This window comes from Clostridium sp. KNHs205 (assembly GCF_000702945.1).
Taxonomy (GTDB): domain Bacteria; phylum Bacillota; class Clostridia; order Lachnospirales; family Lachnospiraceae; genus Anaerocolumna.
The window spans coordinates 4,345,771-4,360,553 of sequence record NZ_JNLE01000003.1 but is presented as its reverse complement, the minus strand read 5'-3'; the positions used below and the strand labels follow the sequence as shown (position 1 = coordinate 4,360,553).

15 protein-coding genes and 1 riboswitch are annotated in these 14,783 nt (G+C 37.4%); all 15 genes read left to right on the top strand.

Going from position 1 to position 14,783, the window contains the following annotated elements:
* The first annotated feature begins 12 nt into the window (after positions 1-12).
* The 15 genes from BR73_RS0118100 (at position 13) to BR73_RS0118030 (ending at position 14,771) form a co-directional block, all read left to right on the top strand.
* Positions 13-780, top strand: a complete 768-nt coding sequence (locus BR73_RS0118100) for a flagellar brake protein (protein WP_033166693.1) — start codon at positions 13-15, stop codon at positions 778-780.
* Positions 781-976: 196 nt separating this feature from the next.
* Positions 977-2,143 (top strand): chemotaxis-specific protein-glutamate methyltransferase CheB, encoded by a 1,167-nt coding sequence (gene cheB, locus BR73_RS0118095; protein ID WP_347463472.1) that lies wholly within the window; start codon positions 977-979, stop codon positions 2,141-2,143.
* Between the two features lies 1 nt (position 2,144).
* Positions 2,145-4,226, top strand: coding sequence for a chemotaxis protein CheA (locus BR73_RS0118090; RefSeq protein ID WP_033166691.1), 2,082 nt, complete (start codon positions 2,145-2,147; stop codon positions 4,224-4,226).
* Positions 4,227-4,241: 15 nt separating this feature from the next.
* A complete protein-coding gene (locus tag BR73_RS0118085; RefSeq protein ID WP_033166690.1) occupies positions 4,242-4,694 on the top strand; it encodes a chemotaxis protein CheW in 453 nt (150 codons plus the stop codon).
* A gap of 12 nt (positions 4,695-4,706) precedes the next feature.
* Positions 4,707-5,321, top strand: coding sequence for a chemotaxis protein CheC (locus tag BR73_RS0118080; RefSeq protein WP_197032680.1), 615 nt, complete (start codon positions 4,707-4,709; stop codon positions 5,319-5,321).
* Positions 5,322-5,329: 8 nt separating this feature from the next.
* The gene (locus BR73_RS0118075; RefSeq protein ID WP_033166689.1) at positions 5,330-5,815 is read left to right on the top strand and encodes a chemotaxis protein CheD; all 486 of its coding nucleotides are present in this window, start codon (positions 5,330-5,332) and stop codon (positions 5,813-5,815) included.
* Positions 5,816-5,884: 69 nt separating this feature from the next.
* Positions 5,885-6,163, top strand: a complete 279-nt coding sequence (locus tag BR73_RS0118070; protein WP_033166688.1) for a hypothetical protein — start codon at positions 5,885-5,887, stop codon at positions 6,161-6,163.
* Between the two features lie 137 nt (positions 6,164-6,300).
* Positions 6,301-7,068 (top strand): FliA/WhiG family RNA polymerase sigma factor, encoded by a 768-nt coding sequence (locus BR73_RS0118065; protein WP_033166687.1) that lies wholly within the window; start codon positions 6,301-6,303, stop codon positions 7,066-7,068.
* A 15-nt stretch (positions 7,069-7,083) separates the two neighbouring features.
* A complete protein-coding gene (locus BR73_RS0118060) occupies positions 7,084-8,688 on the top strand; it encodes a FapA family protein (protein ID WP_051685295.1) in 1,605 nt (534 codons plus the stop codon).
* Between the two features lie 13 nt (positions 8,689-8,701).
* Positions 8,702-9,013 carry a hypothetical protein gene (locus tag BR73_RS0118055; RefSeq protein ID WP_033166686.1) on the top strand — a complete coding sequence of 104 codons (312 nt, stop codon included), beginning with the start codon at positions 8,702-8,704 and terminating at the stop codon, positions 9,011-9,013.
* 44 nt (positions 9,014-9,057) lie between these two features.
* Complete coding sequence (locus BR73_RS0118050) at positions 9,058-9,702, top strand: DUF6115 domain-containing protein (RefSeq protein ID WP_033166685.1); 645 nt, start codon at positions 9,058-9,060, stop codon at positions 9,700-9,702.
* A 25-nt stretch (positions 9,703-9,727) separates the two neighbouring features.
* Positions 9,728-10,381, top strand: coding sequence for an endolytic transglycosylase MltG (locus BR73_RS0118045; protein WP_033166684.1), 654 nt, complete (start codon positions 9,728-9,730; stop codon positions 10,379-10,381).
* Positions 10,382-10,592: 211 nt separating this feature from the next.
* A riboswitch (cyclic di-GMP riboswitch) is annotated at positions 10,593-10,675 on the top strand.
* A 180-nt stretch (positions 10,676-10,855) separates the two neighbouring features.
* Positions 10,856-11,818, top strand: coding sequence for a 3-oxoacyl-[acyl-carrier-protein] synthase III C-terminal domain-containing protein (locus BR73_RS0118040; RefSeq protein ID WP_033166683.1), 963 nt, complete (start codon positions 10,856-10,858; stop codon positions 11,816-11,818).
* 304 nt (positions 11,819-12,122) lie between these two features.
* Positions 12,123-13,340, top strand: a complete 1,218-nt coding sequence (hydF, locus tag BR73_RS0118035; RefSeq protein WP_033166682.1) for a [FeFe] hydrogenase H-cluster maturation GTPase HydF — start codon at positions 12,123-12,125, stop codon at positions 13,338-13,340.
* 93 nt (positions 13,341-13,433) lie between these two features.
* Positions 13,434-14,771 carry an aspartate ammonia-lyase gene (locus BR73_RS0118030; protein WP_051685294.1) on the top strand — a complete coding sequence of 446 codons (1,338 nt, stop codon included), beginning with the start codon at positions 13,434-13,436 and terminating at the stop codon, positions 14,769-14,771.
* The last annotated feature ends 12 nt before the right edge of the window (positions 14,772-14,783 follow it).

Here is a 14,783-nt window from a genome sequence, read left to right as displayed (position 1 = left end):
GAGGTTAAAGCTATGGTAAGTGATGTTGTATCCATTGGGGATAAGGTTGAACTAAAAATATTAGACAGGGATGAAGAAAACGAGAAAGCCAGTTATAAAAGTAAGGTATTGGATTTTCCGGATTACAAATCTGCCATTATAACTATGCCAATTGTTAAGGGCAGAATAGTGCCTCTGTCTGTAGGTGACAGATACAGTTTACGTTTTTTTGCAAACAGTGGTTTATATGAATGTAAAGGGGTAGTTACGGACCGGTCAAATGATGATAATGTGTACATACTAACCATAGAGTTTACATCCGCACTGGAAAAGCACCAAAGAAGGAAATACTTTCGCCTGTCTTGTGTCTTAGATACAGAGTATTATATCGTAACAGAAGCAGAGCTGACGCTCAGGTATAAATTAAAGCAGGATGAGTTTAAAAGCCCGGAAGAGAAAGAAGCTTGTATTGAAGCACTGGAGCAATGCAAAAGAGATTGGCAGAATGGTATTATCGTAGATTTAAGTGGTGGTGGTGTAAGACTTACTTCAGAGAATCTACATGATATCGGTAGTTTTGTACAAATGAAGATTCAATTCGGGGTACCAGTAAAACTTAAGGCTGATTACGTCTCAGGAGTTATTATTTCCTCCGAAAAAATGACTAACCGGGTTGGGTTCTATGAGTATCGCCTGCAATTTAAAGAGGTTCTGAAAGAAGATAGAGAAGCAGTTATAAAATATATCTTTGAAGAAGAAATTCGACAAAGAGCGAAAGACAAGAATGCAGGCAGCAGATAGAATCTATTGAAAATGATATAAATATATAAGCAGAAGTATTTTATATATAAACTGAATTATGTTATATATAAGCAAAAGATATTAAAAATATCTTGATATGTAAGTAAGTGCTCTAAAGTGCACAGATGGGAGTTATAGGTTAAAATAACGACTATTCTTTCAACTACGGATTCAGGAATATTAAATCAAAGATTTGATGTTCACGAAAGGGGTTAATATGCAGAAAAAAGTTTTAATAGTTGATGACTCTGCACTCATGAGAAGGGTACTCTCTGATATAATAAATTCAGATCCTAGGTTTCACGTTTCAAAAGTTGCTGTTAACGGACTGGAGGCATTTATGTTATTAACACAGCATAAAGAAGTATATGATGCTGTGATTTTAGATATTAACATGCCTCAGATGAGCGGAATTGAACTATTAGAACAGCTTGAGCAGAAGAATATCAAAGCAACTATAATTATTGTCAGCACTTTGGCAAAAGAAGGAGCAAAAGAGACAATCAGAGCTTTAGAATTAGGCGCATTTGATTTTGTTACCAAACCGGAAAGCTTCTTTGAGGTAAAAAGTGATAAATTTAAAAATAAAATTGTAGCATGCCTTGAGGTTGCAACAAAACTGAATGGAACAAACATACGAGAAATACAAAGAGAAGACAGTTCTCTGAAATCCAACAGTTTTTACAAAACGGCTACAAATAGCAATATTTCTGTAAAGAATGAATCAATCAGTTCTTCTTCCTCAGCAATTCTTCCTAAGGTTTCCTCATTAAACAGAACAGGCAGAAAGTTAATAGCAATTGCATGTTCTACCGGTGGTCCAAAAGCATTACAGCAGGTTATTCCTAAACTCAGTGCCGCATTAGGCTGCAGTGTACTTATTGTACAGCATATGCCAGAAGGATTTACAGCTTCTCTGGCGAACAGATTGAATGAAATCAGTAATATAAGAGTGAAAGAAGCAGAACATTTGGAATCCCTTTCAGAAAATACAGCCTATATAGCAAAAGGCGGATATCAGATGCGGCTGACACGGGCAGACCTGAACAAAGAAGTGTTAACAGTTACACAGGAACCTGCAAAAAATGGTTTAAAGCCATGTGCTGATTATATGTATGAATCCATTGCAGATTCTGCGTATACTGACATCATCTGTGTGGTATTAACCGGAATGGGCAGCGACGGAACCTATGGTATAAAAAAACTAAAAGAAAAAAAGAACGTTTATGTAATTGCACAGGATGAAGCTACCAGCACAGTATATGGCATGCCAAAGGTCGTCAGAGATAATGGACTTGTCAATGAGGTAGTTCCATTGGAAAAAATAGCAGATGCAATACAAAAAAGTCTGGGGGTACAATAATATGGATGTGAGTCAATATCTTGAGATATTTATTGATGAAACAAAAGAACATTTACAGAGTTTAAACCAACAGTTATTAATATTGGAAACTGAACCGGAAAATAGTGAGACTATAAATGAAATATTCAGGGCAGCTCACTCTCTTAAAGGTATGGCTGGAACCATGGGCTTTAAGAGAATGCAGAGATTGACTCATGATATGGAAAATGTTTTTTCTGAAATCAGAAACGGCAAGATGGGTGTTACTGCGGAACTGGTTGATGTATTGTTTAAGGGCCTTGATGCGCTGGAAGGTTATTTAAGTAATATACAGGCAAGTGCTGATGAAGGAACTGAAGATTATGAAGATATCATACAACAGCTTAACAGCATCCTGAATGCAGGATTAGGCAAAGCTGCTGACGGAGTTAAGGAACAGGTTCAGGCAACACAGGCAGTCAGTGCAGCAGCAGTAGACACTGTTTCCGCTTCTACAGGAAAATACAAGGAATTACCCCTTGCAGAATATGAAAAAAACGCTATTGCAAAAGCGGACAAAGTCGGAGTACGTGCATATGGCATAACAGTTTTTGTGCAGGAATATTGTATATTAAAAGCCGCAAGAGCTTTCCTTGTATTCAAGGCTTTAGAAAGTTTGGGAGATGTAATCAAATCAAAACCCGAAGTACAGGATATCGAAGATGAGAAATTTGACCTTGATTTCAGTGTTGTACTTTTAACGAAAGAGGATATTGAGAAAGTAAGAAAAACAATTTTAAGCGTATCTGAAATCAAAGAAGTTTTTATAGAGCCGATTTATGTCACATCCTCAGAAGCAGCTGAAGAAAATGAAGCTGCTCAGCCAGAAGAAAAAGAATTAAGAAATAATAATCAGAATAAAACAGCAGCTCAAAGTACAGTTAAGCAGCAGAGTTCCAAACCTGTTGTAAACCGTTCGGTCCGCGTGGATATTGAAAAACTCGACGTACTTATGAATTTGGTAAGTGAGCTGATTATAGCAAAGAACGGCCTGGTTTCCATGAATACCGGAGAGAAAAGCTCTAAGACAGATTCCGGCTTCAATGAACAGATTGAATACCTTGAAAGAGTTACTACCAATCTTCATGAATCTGTAATGAAGGTTCGAATGGTTCCTATTGAAAGTGTATTAAACCGATTCCCTCGAATGATAAGAGATTTATCCAAATCCTTAAATAAGAAGATGGAACTCTATATGACAGGTGAGGAGACAGAATTAGACCGAACCGTTATAGATGAAATTGGTGATCCGCTGATGCATTTACTGCGTAATGCAGCAGACCATGGACTTGAAAGCAATGAAGAACGTGCGGCTAAAGGCAAACCTGCTGCAGGCTCTATCTATCTGGATGCTTATCAGGATGGAAATAACGTTGTAATTGAAGTCAGAGATGATGGTGCAGGCATCAATGTTGAAAAAGTTAAGAGAAAAGCGGTTGAAAAAGGGACTATTACAAATGAACAGGCAGAAGTAATGTCTGACAAAGAAATTATTGATTTGTTATTCAAACCCAGCTTCTCAACTGCAGAAGTTATTACGGATGTATCAGGCAGAGGAGTTGGTCTTGATGTTGTAAAGACAAAAATCGAAGCACTGGGCGGAGATATTGAAGCGAAAACAAAACTTGGAGCAGGAAGTAACTTCATAATCAGATTACCTCTTACCTTGGCCATTATACAGGCATTAATGGTAGAGCTTGGTTCTGAGAAGTATGCAATACCTCTTGGAAGTATTCAGACCATTGAAGACGTGGCCGCTTCTGACATAAAGTATGTACACTCCAAGGAAGTTATTAATCTGCGCGGAAATGTTATACCTTTACTTCGTTTAAATCAGATTCTGGATGTACCGGGTGATAAAGAAAACCAGGAGAACATGATTGTCGTTATTATATCAAAAGGGGACAGACTTGCTGGTCTTGTAGTGGATAATTTAATCGGACAGCAGGAAATTGTTATTAAGTCAATTGGTAAGTTTATTAATAATAATAAGATCATAGGCGGAGCTACCATACTTGGTGACGGTGAGGTTGCCCTGATTCTCGATGTTAATACGCTGGTCTAGAAGGAGGGGGTTCATATGGAAAATACAGTTAATGACGGAAAGCAATATATAGTAGTAAAAATAGGAATAGAGCAATATGGTATTGATATTAAATATATTGATAATATAGTTCGTATGCAAAGTATAACGAGAGTACCAAAAGCCCAGCATTATTTCAAAGGTGTTATCAATTTAAGAGGTGAGATCATTCCTGTAATGAGCCTTCGTTTAAAATTTGGATTGGAAGAGGATAAGATTACAGGTGCTTCCAGGATTATCATAATTAAATTTGATTCTCAATCAGCTGTGGGCATAATAGTAGATGAAGTAAAAGAAGTGGTTACATTAGATGACAGTATGGTGGAAAAAGTCACCAATAGTGCAGTTGAAGACAAAAATGGTTACCTCTCAGGAATAGGTAAACATAATGACAGCCTGATTTCTTTACTCAATATTAATGGGGTTATAGTGGAGAAAGAAACAGTATAAGGAGAGATAGCATTGCCAAATATTAATTTAGATAACATAGACAACATGCAATATGACGTTTTAAAAGAAATCGGAAATATTGGTGCAGGTAATGCTACAACTGCTTTATCCACTATGATAAACAGTAAGGTTGATATGAATGTACCAAAGGTGGATCTGCTCAATATTAAAGAACTTCCGGATATGCTTGGAGGTGCGGAGGAAATCGTTGTAGGAATCCTCATTACCCTGGAAGGCGAAATTAATGGTATGATGATGTTCATGATGGAACAGATGTCAGCCTGCCGTATAGTAAATATTCTTATGGGCAAATCTTCAAAGCTTGAGGATTTTACGGAAATGGAGTACTCAGCACTTAGAGAGATAGGAAATATCATTGCCGGAGCATACCTGTCCTCACTGTCAACCCTCACTGGTATTAAAATAAATGCCAGTATACCCTATATGTCCATTGACATGGCCGGTGCTATCTTAAGTGTACCAGCTATCGAATTTGGTAAGGTTGGTGATAAAGCACTTATTATTGAAACACAGTTTGTTAAAGATGATTCGGATGTCAATGGTTACTTTATCTTAATACCTACTTTGGAATCATACGATGTTATATTAAAATCCTTAGGATTATAGGTGATTATATGAGCGTAATGGTTAAAGTAGGAATGGCAGATATGAATGTATGCAGCTCACCAGATGCACTGACAACATTAGGACTAGGTTCATGTGTTGGAATTACCCTTTATGACTCTGTGAAAAAGACAGCAGGAATGGTTCATGTCATGCTGCCTGATAGTACAAAGATTAAGAATAATGAAAACACTGCTAAATTCGCAGATACTGGAATAGATGTGCTGATTGAGAAAATGGTTTCCATAGGAGCAAATAAGAACCGGCTGACAGCAAAAATTGCAGGCGGAGCCCAAATGTTTGCTTTTAACTCTAATAACGATATGTTACGTATCGGAGAACGAAATATTGAAGCCAGTAAACAAAAACTGGCATCCCTCGGAATTAAAATTATAGCTGAAGATACCGGTTTAAATTATGGTAGGACAATTGAATTTTATCCGGAGACGGGTGAGTTGTATGTTAAGTCAGTAGGTAAGCCGGTGAAGATTATCTGATTCTTTGGTACTCACAGAAGGAAGCTGTTTATTATGTACGTGTGCTAAAGCACGCAGATGGGAGTTTATATGAAAGACAGATATATAGCACCTGCAGTGATGCTTTTGGCAGGTGCAGTGATGAGTATTGTAAATATCATAAATCATGAAACACTTTTAGTAAGTCTCTGGAGAGTGTTTCTGGTGCTGATAGGATTCTTTATTCTGGGTAAGATAGCGGCAGCAGTCATCCGTAAAGCAACAAGTGAAAAACAGGCAGCAGATAAAAATATAGAGAATACAGAAGAAAATGCAGCAGCAGATAATTTAACAGAAGACGTGCTCAAAGAAGAAGTTGAACAAGTATAATTGGTGGCTTTTTTATTATACTAGATAAAAAAGGCGAAGTATTCAGTTGTCTTTAAAAATACGCAGAATTTCGAGTGAATCAGCTTAAAGTATATAATTTAAAAAGGCTGAGATATTCAGAATTTGGGGGATAATAGATGAACGCAGAGTACAAAATCAAACTTTGGGAGGATTACAGTAAGAACAAGACTTCTGAAGTGCGTGAAAGACTCATAACTGAATATGCTGGATTAGTAAAAGTTGTAGCTGGAAGGCTCAGTATGTATTTGGGTTACAATGTGGAATACGAAGATTTAGTTGGTTATGGAATATTTGGACTCATAGATGCGGTGGATAAATTTGATTACACCAAAGGTGTTAAATTTGAAACCTATGCCAGTTTCAGAATTAGGGGAGCAATACTGGATGAAATAAGGAAGATGGACTGGATACCAAGAACCTTGAGACAAAAGCAGCGTAAGATGGATACAGCATATCAGAAACTGGAAAGTGTTCTTGGAAGAGCCGCTACCGATGAAGAGATGGCAAATGAATTAGAACTATCTATGAAGGATTATGAGTTGTGGCAGAACCAGACGAATATATCCAATTTATTTTCCCTGGATGAGTTTCTGGAGCAGGGCAGCGAAAGTAATGTAGAGTCTAACTTAAGCTCTAATTATGAAACTCCTGAACAGATAACGGAAAGAAATGAATTAAAAACTATTCTGACGGATGCACTGGAAGTGTTGACTGAAAAAGAAAAAAAAGTAATTATCTTATACTACTACGAAGAGTTGACACTAAAAGAAATCAGCAATGTGCTTGAGGTATCTGAATCCAGAATATCGCAGCTGCATACCAAAGCACTGCAAAAGATGAGGCGAAAGCTTGGTTGTAATATAGAGTTATTGTTTATGACATAGCGTAGGGAGAAGAGTATGGTTAATAGGAACGGTTACTTTCAACTTGTTATTAAGGCGGATGGAACATACATCAGGTTAATACCGGGAAGATCTGACGGTAAAGCACTGGAATTCAATGATGTAGTAAATTATTTTAGCAAAATCCAATTGTATGATTATGATGTCAATGCTCTTGCGAGAGCAATCAATACGTCAAAAGATAAAATGATCGAAATTAAACTGACTCCAGCCATCTTCTCACAAGTTAATGAGCTTTTGGATGTCAGTATTTCACCAGACAGGATGTATGTGGAAGGATATTTTTATCCACCTGTAGTAGGCGGAAAAATGCTGACCAAGAATGATATACTGGATATTCTTAAACGTGCAGGTGTTAAATATGGTGTTATTGAAGATATTATAGATGCATATCTGATTAATCCAATATATAATGAAATGATAACACTGGCCAGAGGGTTAAAGCCCATTGAAGGTAAAGACGCAGAAATAATCTATTATTTCAACACAGATAAGACACTAAAACCAAAGGAAAAAGAAGACGGTACAGTAGATTTTCACCAGCTGGATATGATCAGCTCCATTAATAAAGGAGATTTACTTGCCGTTTTAGAGCCTGAAGTTTATGGAAAGCCTGGTATTGATGTTACAGGTAATGCAATTCCACCCAGAAAAGTAACAAAAAAAGTTCTAAAACACAGCAGAGATATCCATTTATCAGAGGATGGTCTTAAAATGTATTCTGATGTAAGCGGACATGTGGAATTAGTAAATGGAAAAGTATTTGTATCAAATACTTACGAGGTGTTGGCTGACGTGGATTCCTCTACAGGAGACATTGATTACGAAGGTAATGTTACGGTGAAAGGTAATGTTCGTGCAGGATATTCCATCAAAGCAAAAGGTGATATTATCGTAGATGGTGTTGTGGAAGGTGCAAGACTCTATGCTACCGGACAGATTGTCTTAAAACGGGGAATGCAGGGCATGAACAAAGGAATTATGGAAGCGGAAGGAAATATTATTTCTAAATTTTTTGAGAATGCCGTTGTTAAGTCCGGTGGGTATGTATCCACGGAAGCAATTTTACACAGTAAAATATCAGCAAGAGGCGATATTATAGTTGGTGGTAAGAAGGGCTTTATCACTGGTGGTGAAATAACTTCGGGAACCTCCATTACAGTAAAAACAGCCGGTTCCACTATGGGAACTTTCACTCAATTAGAAGTTGGTATCGATCCCAAAAAAGTGGAGCAATACAGGGAAGTGCAGAAAAGAATAGCTGCTATTGATGCAGATTTGGACAAGCTGCTGCCTATTATTGAAACCTATAAAAGGAAAATAAGTCAAGGCGAGAAACTTTCCCCGGAAAAATTAGAATACATCAGATTGGCTACCAATAACTGTATACAGTTACGAACTGAATATAAAGAGTGTCAGAATAAATTTGATATGCTTCGGGTAGAAATTGGAAACAGTGACGGTGGTTGGATCAAAGTAGAAAATGTTGCTTATCCAGGCGTTAAAATCGTTATATCCAATGTAAACTATCATGTAAAGACGGAAACTCATTACTCTAAATTTATCAGAGACAGAGCTGATATTAAGGTAGTTGGATTATAAAGGAGGTTGCCTTATGCCAATAACACCAATAGAAGTAGTTACAATGGCTCCTAAATCCCAGGAGGTATCTGGTTATAAGCATCAGGAAAGTCAGAAGCCTATAAATGATCAGATTGTTATACATAATAAAATTAACAGTGAAATAAAACACAACAGCCAACAACCTGTTAAAGCATTAAAAAGTGAAAATAAAGAATACCGATATGATGCGAAAGAAAAGGGAAATAATAGTTTTTTTGGTTCCAAGTCAAAAAAACAGAAAAAAGAAGAGTCAAAGGAAGAAAATAAGAAAACCAGATCCGGCTCTATCGATATCAGAATTTAACGGCTGGCAATAAACAGATATCATTATAAACCGGAGGACATAAAATGGGAACAGCAATAGTCCTTATAATCGTAGGAATTGCAATAATAATTATTAGTTGTTTTATGGTTGATAAAACAGATAAGAAGGGCAAGGATTTTGTGCTGAATACAGGTCTCGATGAAAAAGTTATGGATATAAGCGGACTGAAACAGCAGGTAGAAGAGATGTGTCAGGAGACCACGGAAGGATATCTATATAAAACTGAAAATCAGCTCAGCCAATTATCCAATGAAAAAATTATCGCCGTAAATGATTTTTCAGAACAGATCTTAGAAAAAATCAAGCTTAATCACGAAGAGGTTGTATTTTTGTATAATATGCTTGGTGAAAAAGAAGAAGAACTGAAAACTCTGATGAGAAATGCTGATAAACAGAAAAAAGTCATTGAAGAAGCCTCCGTTCGTTCTGAAACTGCAAAAGATACTAATGTATCAAAAAGCAAAAAAAATGTTTCTCAAGTGAAAGTGGAGCAAAAACAAACGTTAATCCCAGAAGATTCAGAAGCAAGCAGTAATTCTAATCAGAAGATACTGGAGCTTTATTCACAGGGCTTTTCCATTGTGGATATTTCAAAAGCACTGGAAATTGGACAGGGTGAAGTCAAGTTAGTAGTTGATCTGTATAAAGAAAATGCAAAGCAACAGTAAGAATTTTACAAGATAAGAGGAATGTATGAATCTAAAATATTATGTAAGAGGAATTGGTGTCGGCATACTTTTTTCAGCTGTTGTAATGTCTGTAGCATTTCATGGATCATCCAAGAATGGGCTTTCTGATGAGCAGATAATCGCAAGAGCAAAAGAGCTGGGTATGGTTGAGAGCAGTACGGTAAATTCACTGGATGATTTACTGGCTACTCCGACACCCACTGAAATCCCGCAGGAAAATGGTACAGAGGAATCAGACGAAGCGGAAGAAGTTCCAGTCACCGATGACAAAAAGGATGATATAAGCGAAGCACCGGAAAACTCTGATGATAGTAAAACTGACGATAAAAATGGAACTGATGCTATTACAGATGATAATAGTGCGCAGACAGGGGAAACAGGTACAGAAAATACTTCAGAAGCTAATGGAACCTCAAAGAACGATTCTGATACACCTGAAGAAAGTACAGAGGATACTGCAAAAGAAATCGTTATTACAGAAGGTATGTCCTCTGAAAAGGTTACTCGTATATTGAAAGAGAATGGTATAATTGAAGATGCTGGTGCTTTTAATCAATATCTAATAATAAATAATTACTCCAGAAAGATAAGGGTTGGTACTTATCATATCAAACCTTATACAACTTATAAAGATATAACGGATATGATAATCCATTAAGGGACAATTTCTTGCTCATGACGCAATTCCAACGATATGCACATGAGCTTTTTTGTAAAAAACCACATTTTTAGTTTCAATGGAGACTATCTCAAACAAAATATGTCTAAGAATGACAAAATTAGCGAAAAAAGCTTGCTTATTAATCAAATTAGTATATAATAAGAGTAGGTAATTATTCCTATTACCGGTCAAATATTAATATCATATTGTAAGATAAAGGCAAACCTGCCAAAAGGCAGAGACGCAAAGCCACGGGCCTAAGGCGAAAGCTATGGCAGCCGAGTTACCATGATAAGACTAGCCATGGCATTTTCAGGCTAGCTTTTCTTTTTATATAACTTGAATTAAGTTTTGCTTTCAGATTATTAAATAAAGCTTTGTTATTTATATATTTGAAAGCGGTTTAGAACTTACATCAACTTATATTGCCTTTACTGTTATTTTAAAATAAATATAAGATAGAGGAACACTATGGTACACATAAAAATTGCAGACATATCAGTCAGCCGAGGACAGGTAGTTTCCAGTCAAACGAAAAGTGTAATGCACACAGCAGAAAAAGAATACAGAAGTACGAGTACGGCTCTGTCGGAGAATAAGTGTAAGAAACAGGGAAGCAAGCATAACTGGCATAATACCATACTGCTTTCGCTGGACGCAATTCAGGATTTATTCCTTAAAACAGATTTATCAGGAGCGGACATGGATATGATCGTACTTTCCAGTCAATTGCCGGAATATGTTTCACCTGCAACTTCTGCCAAAATACATAATGTAATTGGCGGTAAGAAAGAATGTATCTGTTATGATGTTAATTCCAATGGTTGTGGAATGACCTTGGCTTTTGATCAGATTTCCAAATATATGACTATGAGCCCTCACATAAAACGTGCTCTTCTGATAGGTTGTGATTATATGAACATCGATACCCAAAATCAGGGAGATGCTGCATGTGCCGTTCTGTTAGAGAAAACCGATGAAGAAAGCGGTGTATGTGACGCACTAAGTATAGTTAGTCCGGATGATACAGATTCACCATTATTTCCCCACTGTGGTTTTTCAAATATGTTTCTGATAAAAGATGGAAATGATATGGAATTTTCCATTTATAAAAAGAAAATCTTTAATGTTGAAGCCTTGGAGGAGTCTATATCAACAATACTTTCAAGAAATTCTCTTACAATAGAAAAGATAAATATGTTTTGTTTCTCACAAAACAGCAAAGAAGGACTTGAGGTCATAAGAGAACGGATGGTAATAGATAAATCTGCCAGCCCTTATATTGGTGATGTTTACGGAGATACAGGTACGAGCAGTCCGTTTATAGCTCTCTATGAAGCCATGGAAAAGCAGCTAATCAGAAGAGGGGATTATTTTATGATTTGTGCTTTTGGCTGCAGTGCCCAGAATATAACCCTTCTTTGTAGATTTTAGTTTTGATATTTAGGAGTAATTTATAGAAATTATATAAGCTTATATATAATAACAGGTTACCCTGCGCATAAGCTTTCTGGGCGTATGACTGCATTATCTGGTTTAATCCAAATATTTGATTTTGCAATACTGCTTAAATTAAAATACAATACATTTAAAACTATGCACCTTATATACAGTGGGCTGTAAGCAGACTGTCATATGGAGAGTGCATTTTTTGTCTGTACAATTTCTTGATTTGATATGTGATTTGTGATACCATAAATTCGCATGATTATGTTAAGAACACAAAGGAGATGGCAGTATGGGATTAAATGAAACACCCTCCGCAGACCGTTTACATATAGGTTTTTTTGGTAAACGAAATGCCGGTAAATCAAGCTTGGTTAATAAAATTACAGGACAAGAGCTGTCAGTGGTTTCAGATGTAAAAGGAACAACTACAGATCCTGTTTATAAAGCAATGGAGCTGCTGCCATTAGGTCCGGTGATGATTATAGATACTCCTGGAATTGATGACGAAGGAGCTTTAGGGGAATTAAGAGTAAGAAGAACAAGACAGGTATTGAATAAGACCGATATCGCTATCTTAATAATTGATGCGCAGGCAGGGAAGTCAGCTACTGATATTGAGCTGATCAAGCTCTTTGAAGAGAAGAAGATTCCCTATCTATTGGCATACAATAAGGCTGATCTGCTTAAGGAAATACCAGCAGAGCAGTATGGTCAGAATGAAATCTTTGTAAGTGCGGTTACCGGCTTGAATATTGAAACAATTAAAAATATTGTTTCTAAAATAGTACCGACAGAAGATAGTAAGCTTCGAATAGTTGGTGATATTATACATCCATCAGATTTTGTTATATTAGTAGTACCCATAGATAAAGCGGCTCCGAAAGGGAGGCTTATACTACCTCAACAACAGACCATAAGGGATATCCTGGAGGCTGACGGAACGGCAATTGTAGTAAAAGAGTATGAACTGAAGGAAACCCTTGAGAATTTAGGGAAAAAGCCCAGTCTTGTAATAACCGACAGCCAGGTGTTTGCAAAGGTATCTGCTGATACACCAAAAGATATACCTCTTACCTCCTTTTCCATCTTATTTGCCAGGTATAAGGGTTTACTGCTGGAGGCCGTTAAGGGAGTGGCAGTTTTAGAGCAGCTTAAGGAGGGAGATAGAATACTTATCTGTGAAGGCTGTACTCATCATAGGCAATGTGATGATATTGGAACCGTAAAGCTTCCGCGCTGGATTAAGAACTATACCGGTAAAGAATTTCAGTTTGAATTTACTTCAGGAGGGCAGTTTCCGGAAGACTTAAGCCCGTACCAGCTGATTGTCCATTGCGGTGGCTGCATGCTGACGGAAAGAGAAGTGAAATATCGTCAAAAATGCAGTGTTGATCAAGGAATACCCATAACCAACTATGGAATACTGATAGCATATATGCAGGGAATCTTAAGACGAAGTCTTGAAATATTCCCGTCAATTCTTCAGGAAATACCGGAAGAGTTGTAGTATTTTAACCTGAATGGTGTGGTTGTGAATGATGATGGTCCTTTAAACAGTGCGCAGAAGCTGTAATAATTCTGGAACCAAGAGAAGAGGAATATGATAGAGAACATTCAAGAAAACAAAGATAGTATTGCAACTGAACACATACTCTATGGAACAGAAACAAAAAAAGCTGTCGGTAACTTTGCCCTGGATCATAAACAAACCAGTCTCAGGCTTATCCTTGCTCTGGTTAAAGTTAAGAAAGCTGCTGCAATCAGCTACCTGAAATTGGGGATAGGTGCTCCTGGTGTGTATGAAGGGATAATAAAAGCCTGCGACAGAATCCTTTCGGGGGGATATAGAGACCAGTTTCCGGTGGAGGCTCTGCAGGGTGGCGCAGGAACCTCCACAAATATGAATGTGAATGAAGTACTGGCTAATCTTGCTGAGATGCTTCTACGGGAGAGCGATGAAGGGTATCAGATAATGATACATCCTCTTGACGATGTAAACAGAGGTCAATCTACCAATGATGTTTATCCTACTGCACTCCGTATTGCCTCCATAGAATTGCTGCGGGAACTAAGTGATGGTTGCGCAAGTCTGCAGGAAGCGCTGCAAATCAAAGAACGGGAGCTGGAAGGAATCAAAAAGCTTGGAAGAACAGAGCTTATGGATGCTATACCTATTACCCTGGGGGGAGAATTCGGAGCATATGCCCAGGCAATTGCCAGAGACAGGTGGAGGCTTTATAAAGTAGAAGAGCGCCTAAGGCAGATAAATCTAGGTGGTACAGCCGTAGGAACTTCAGGAAATTCTGAACGAAAGTATCGGTTTCTGGTTATAGAAAATCTCCGTGAATTAACTGGAATGGGACTGGCAGCAGCAGAATATCCAATGGATATTACGCAGAACAATGACGTTTTTGTTGAGGTATCAGGACTCTTAAAGGCTTTGGCCGTAAATCTTATGAAGATATCAGGAGATCTAAGACTTATGAATTCCGGTCCATACGGAGGCATAGGTGAGATAAGATTAAAAGCCCTTCAGGCTGGCAGCTCCATTATGCCGGGAAAAGTTAATCCGGTCATACCGGAAATGGTAACTCAGATTGCTATGAAGGTAATGGCAAATGATTATGCAATCACTATGGCTGCTGCCCACGGAGAATTTGAACTAAATGCATTCCTTCCTTTAATAGCCGACAGCTTGCTGGAGAGTCTGGAACTTCTGATAAAGGCAGTAGAAATCTTCCGGTGTAATTGCATAGAAACTCTTCAGGCAAATAAGGACAGATGCGAAGAGTTATTGGATAAGTCTTATGCATTTGCTACAGCCTATACAGGAATGCTGGGATATGATAGAGTAAGTGAAGTGATTAAAGAGCATGAGGGAAATTCTGAATTAATAAGAGATACCTTAGAAATGCTGTTAAAAGAAAAAAATACTTAAATACGATAAATA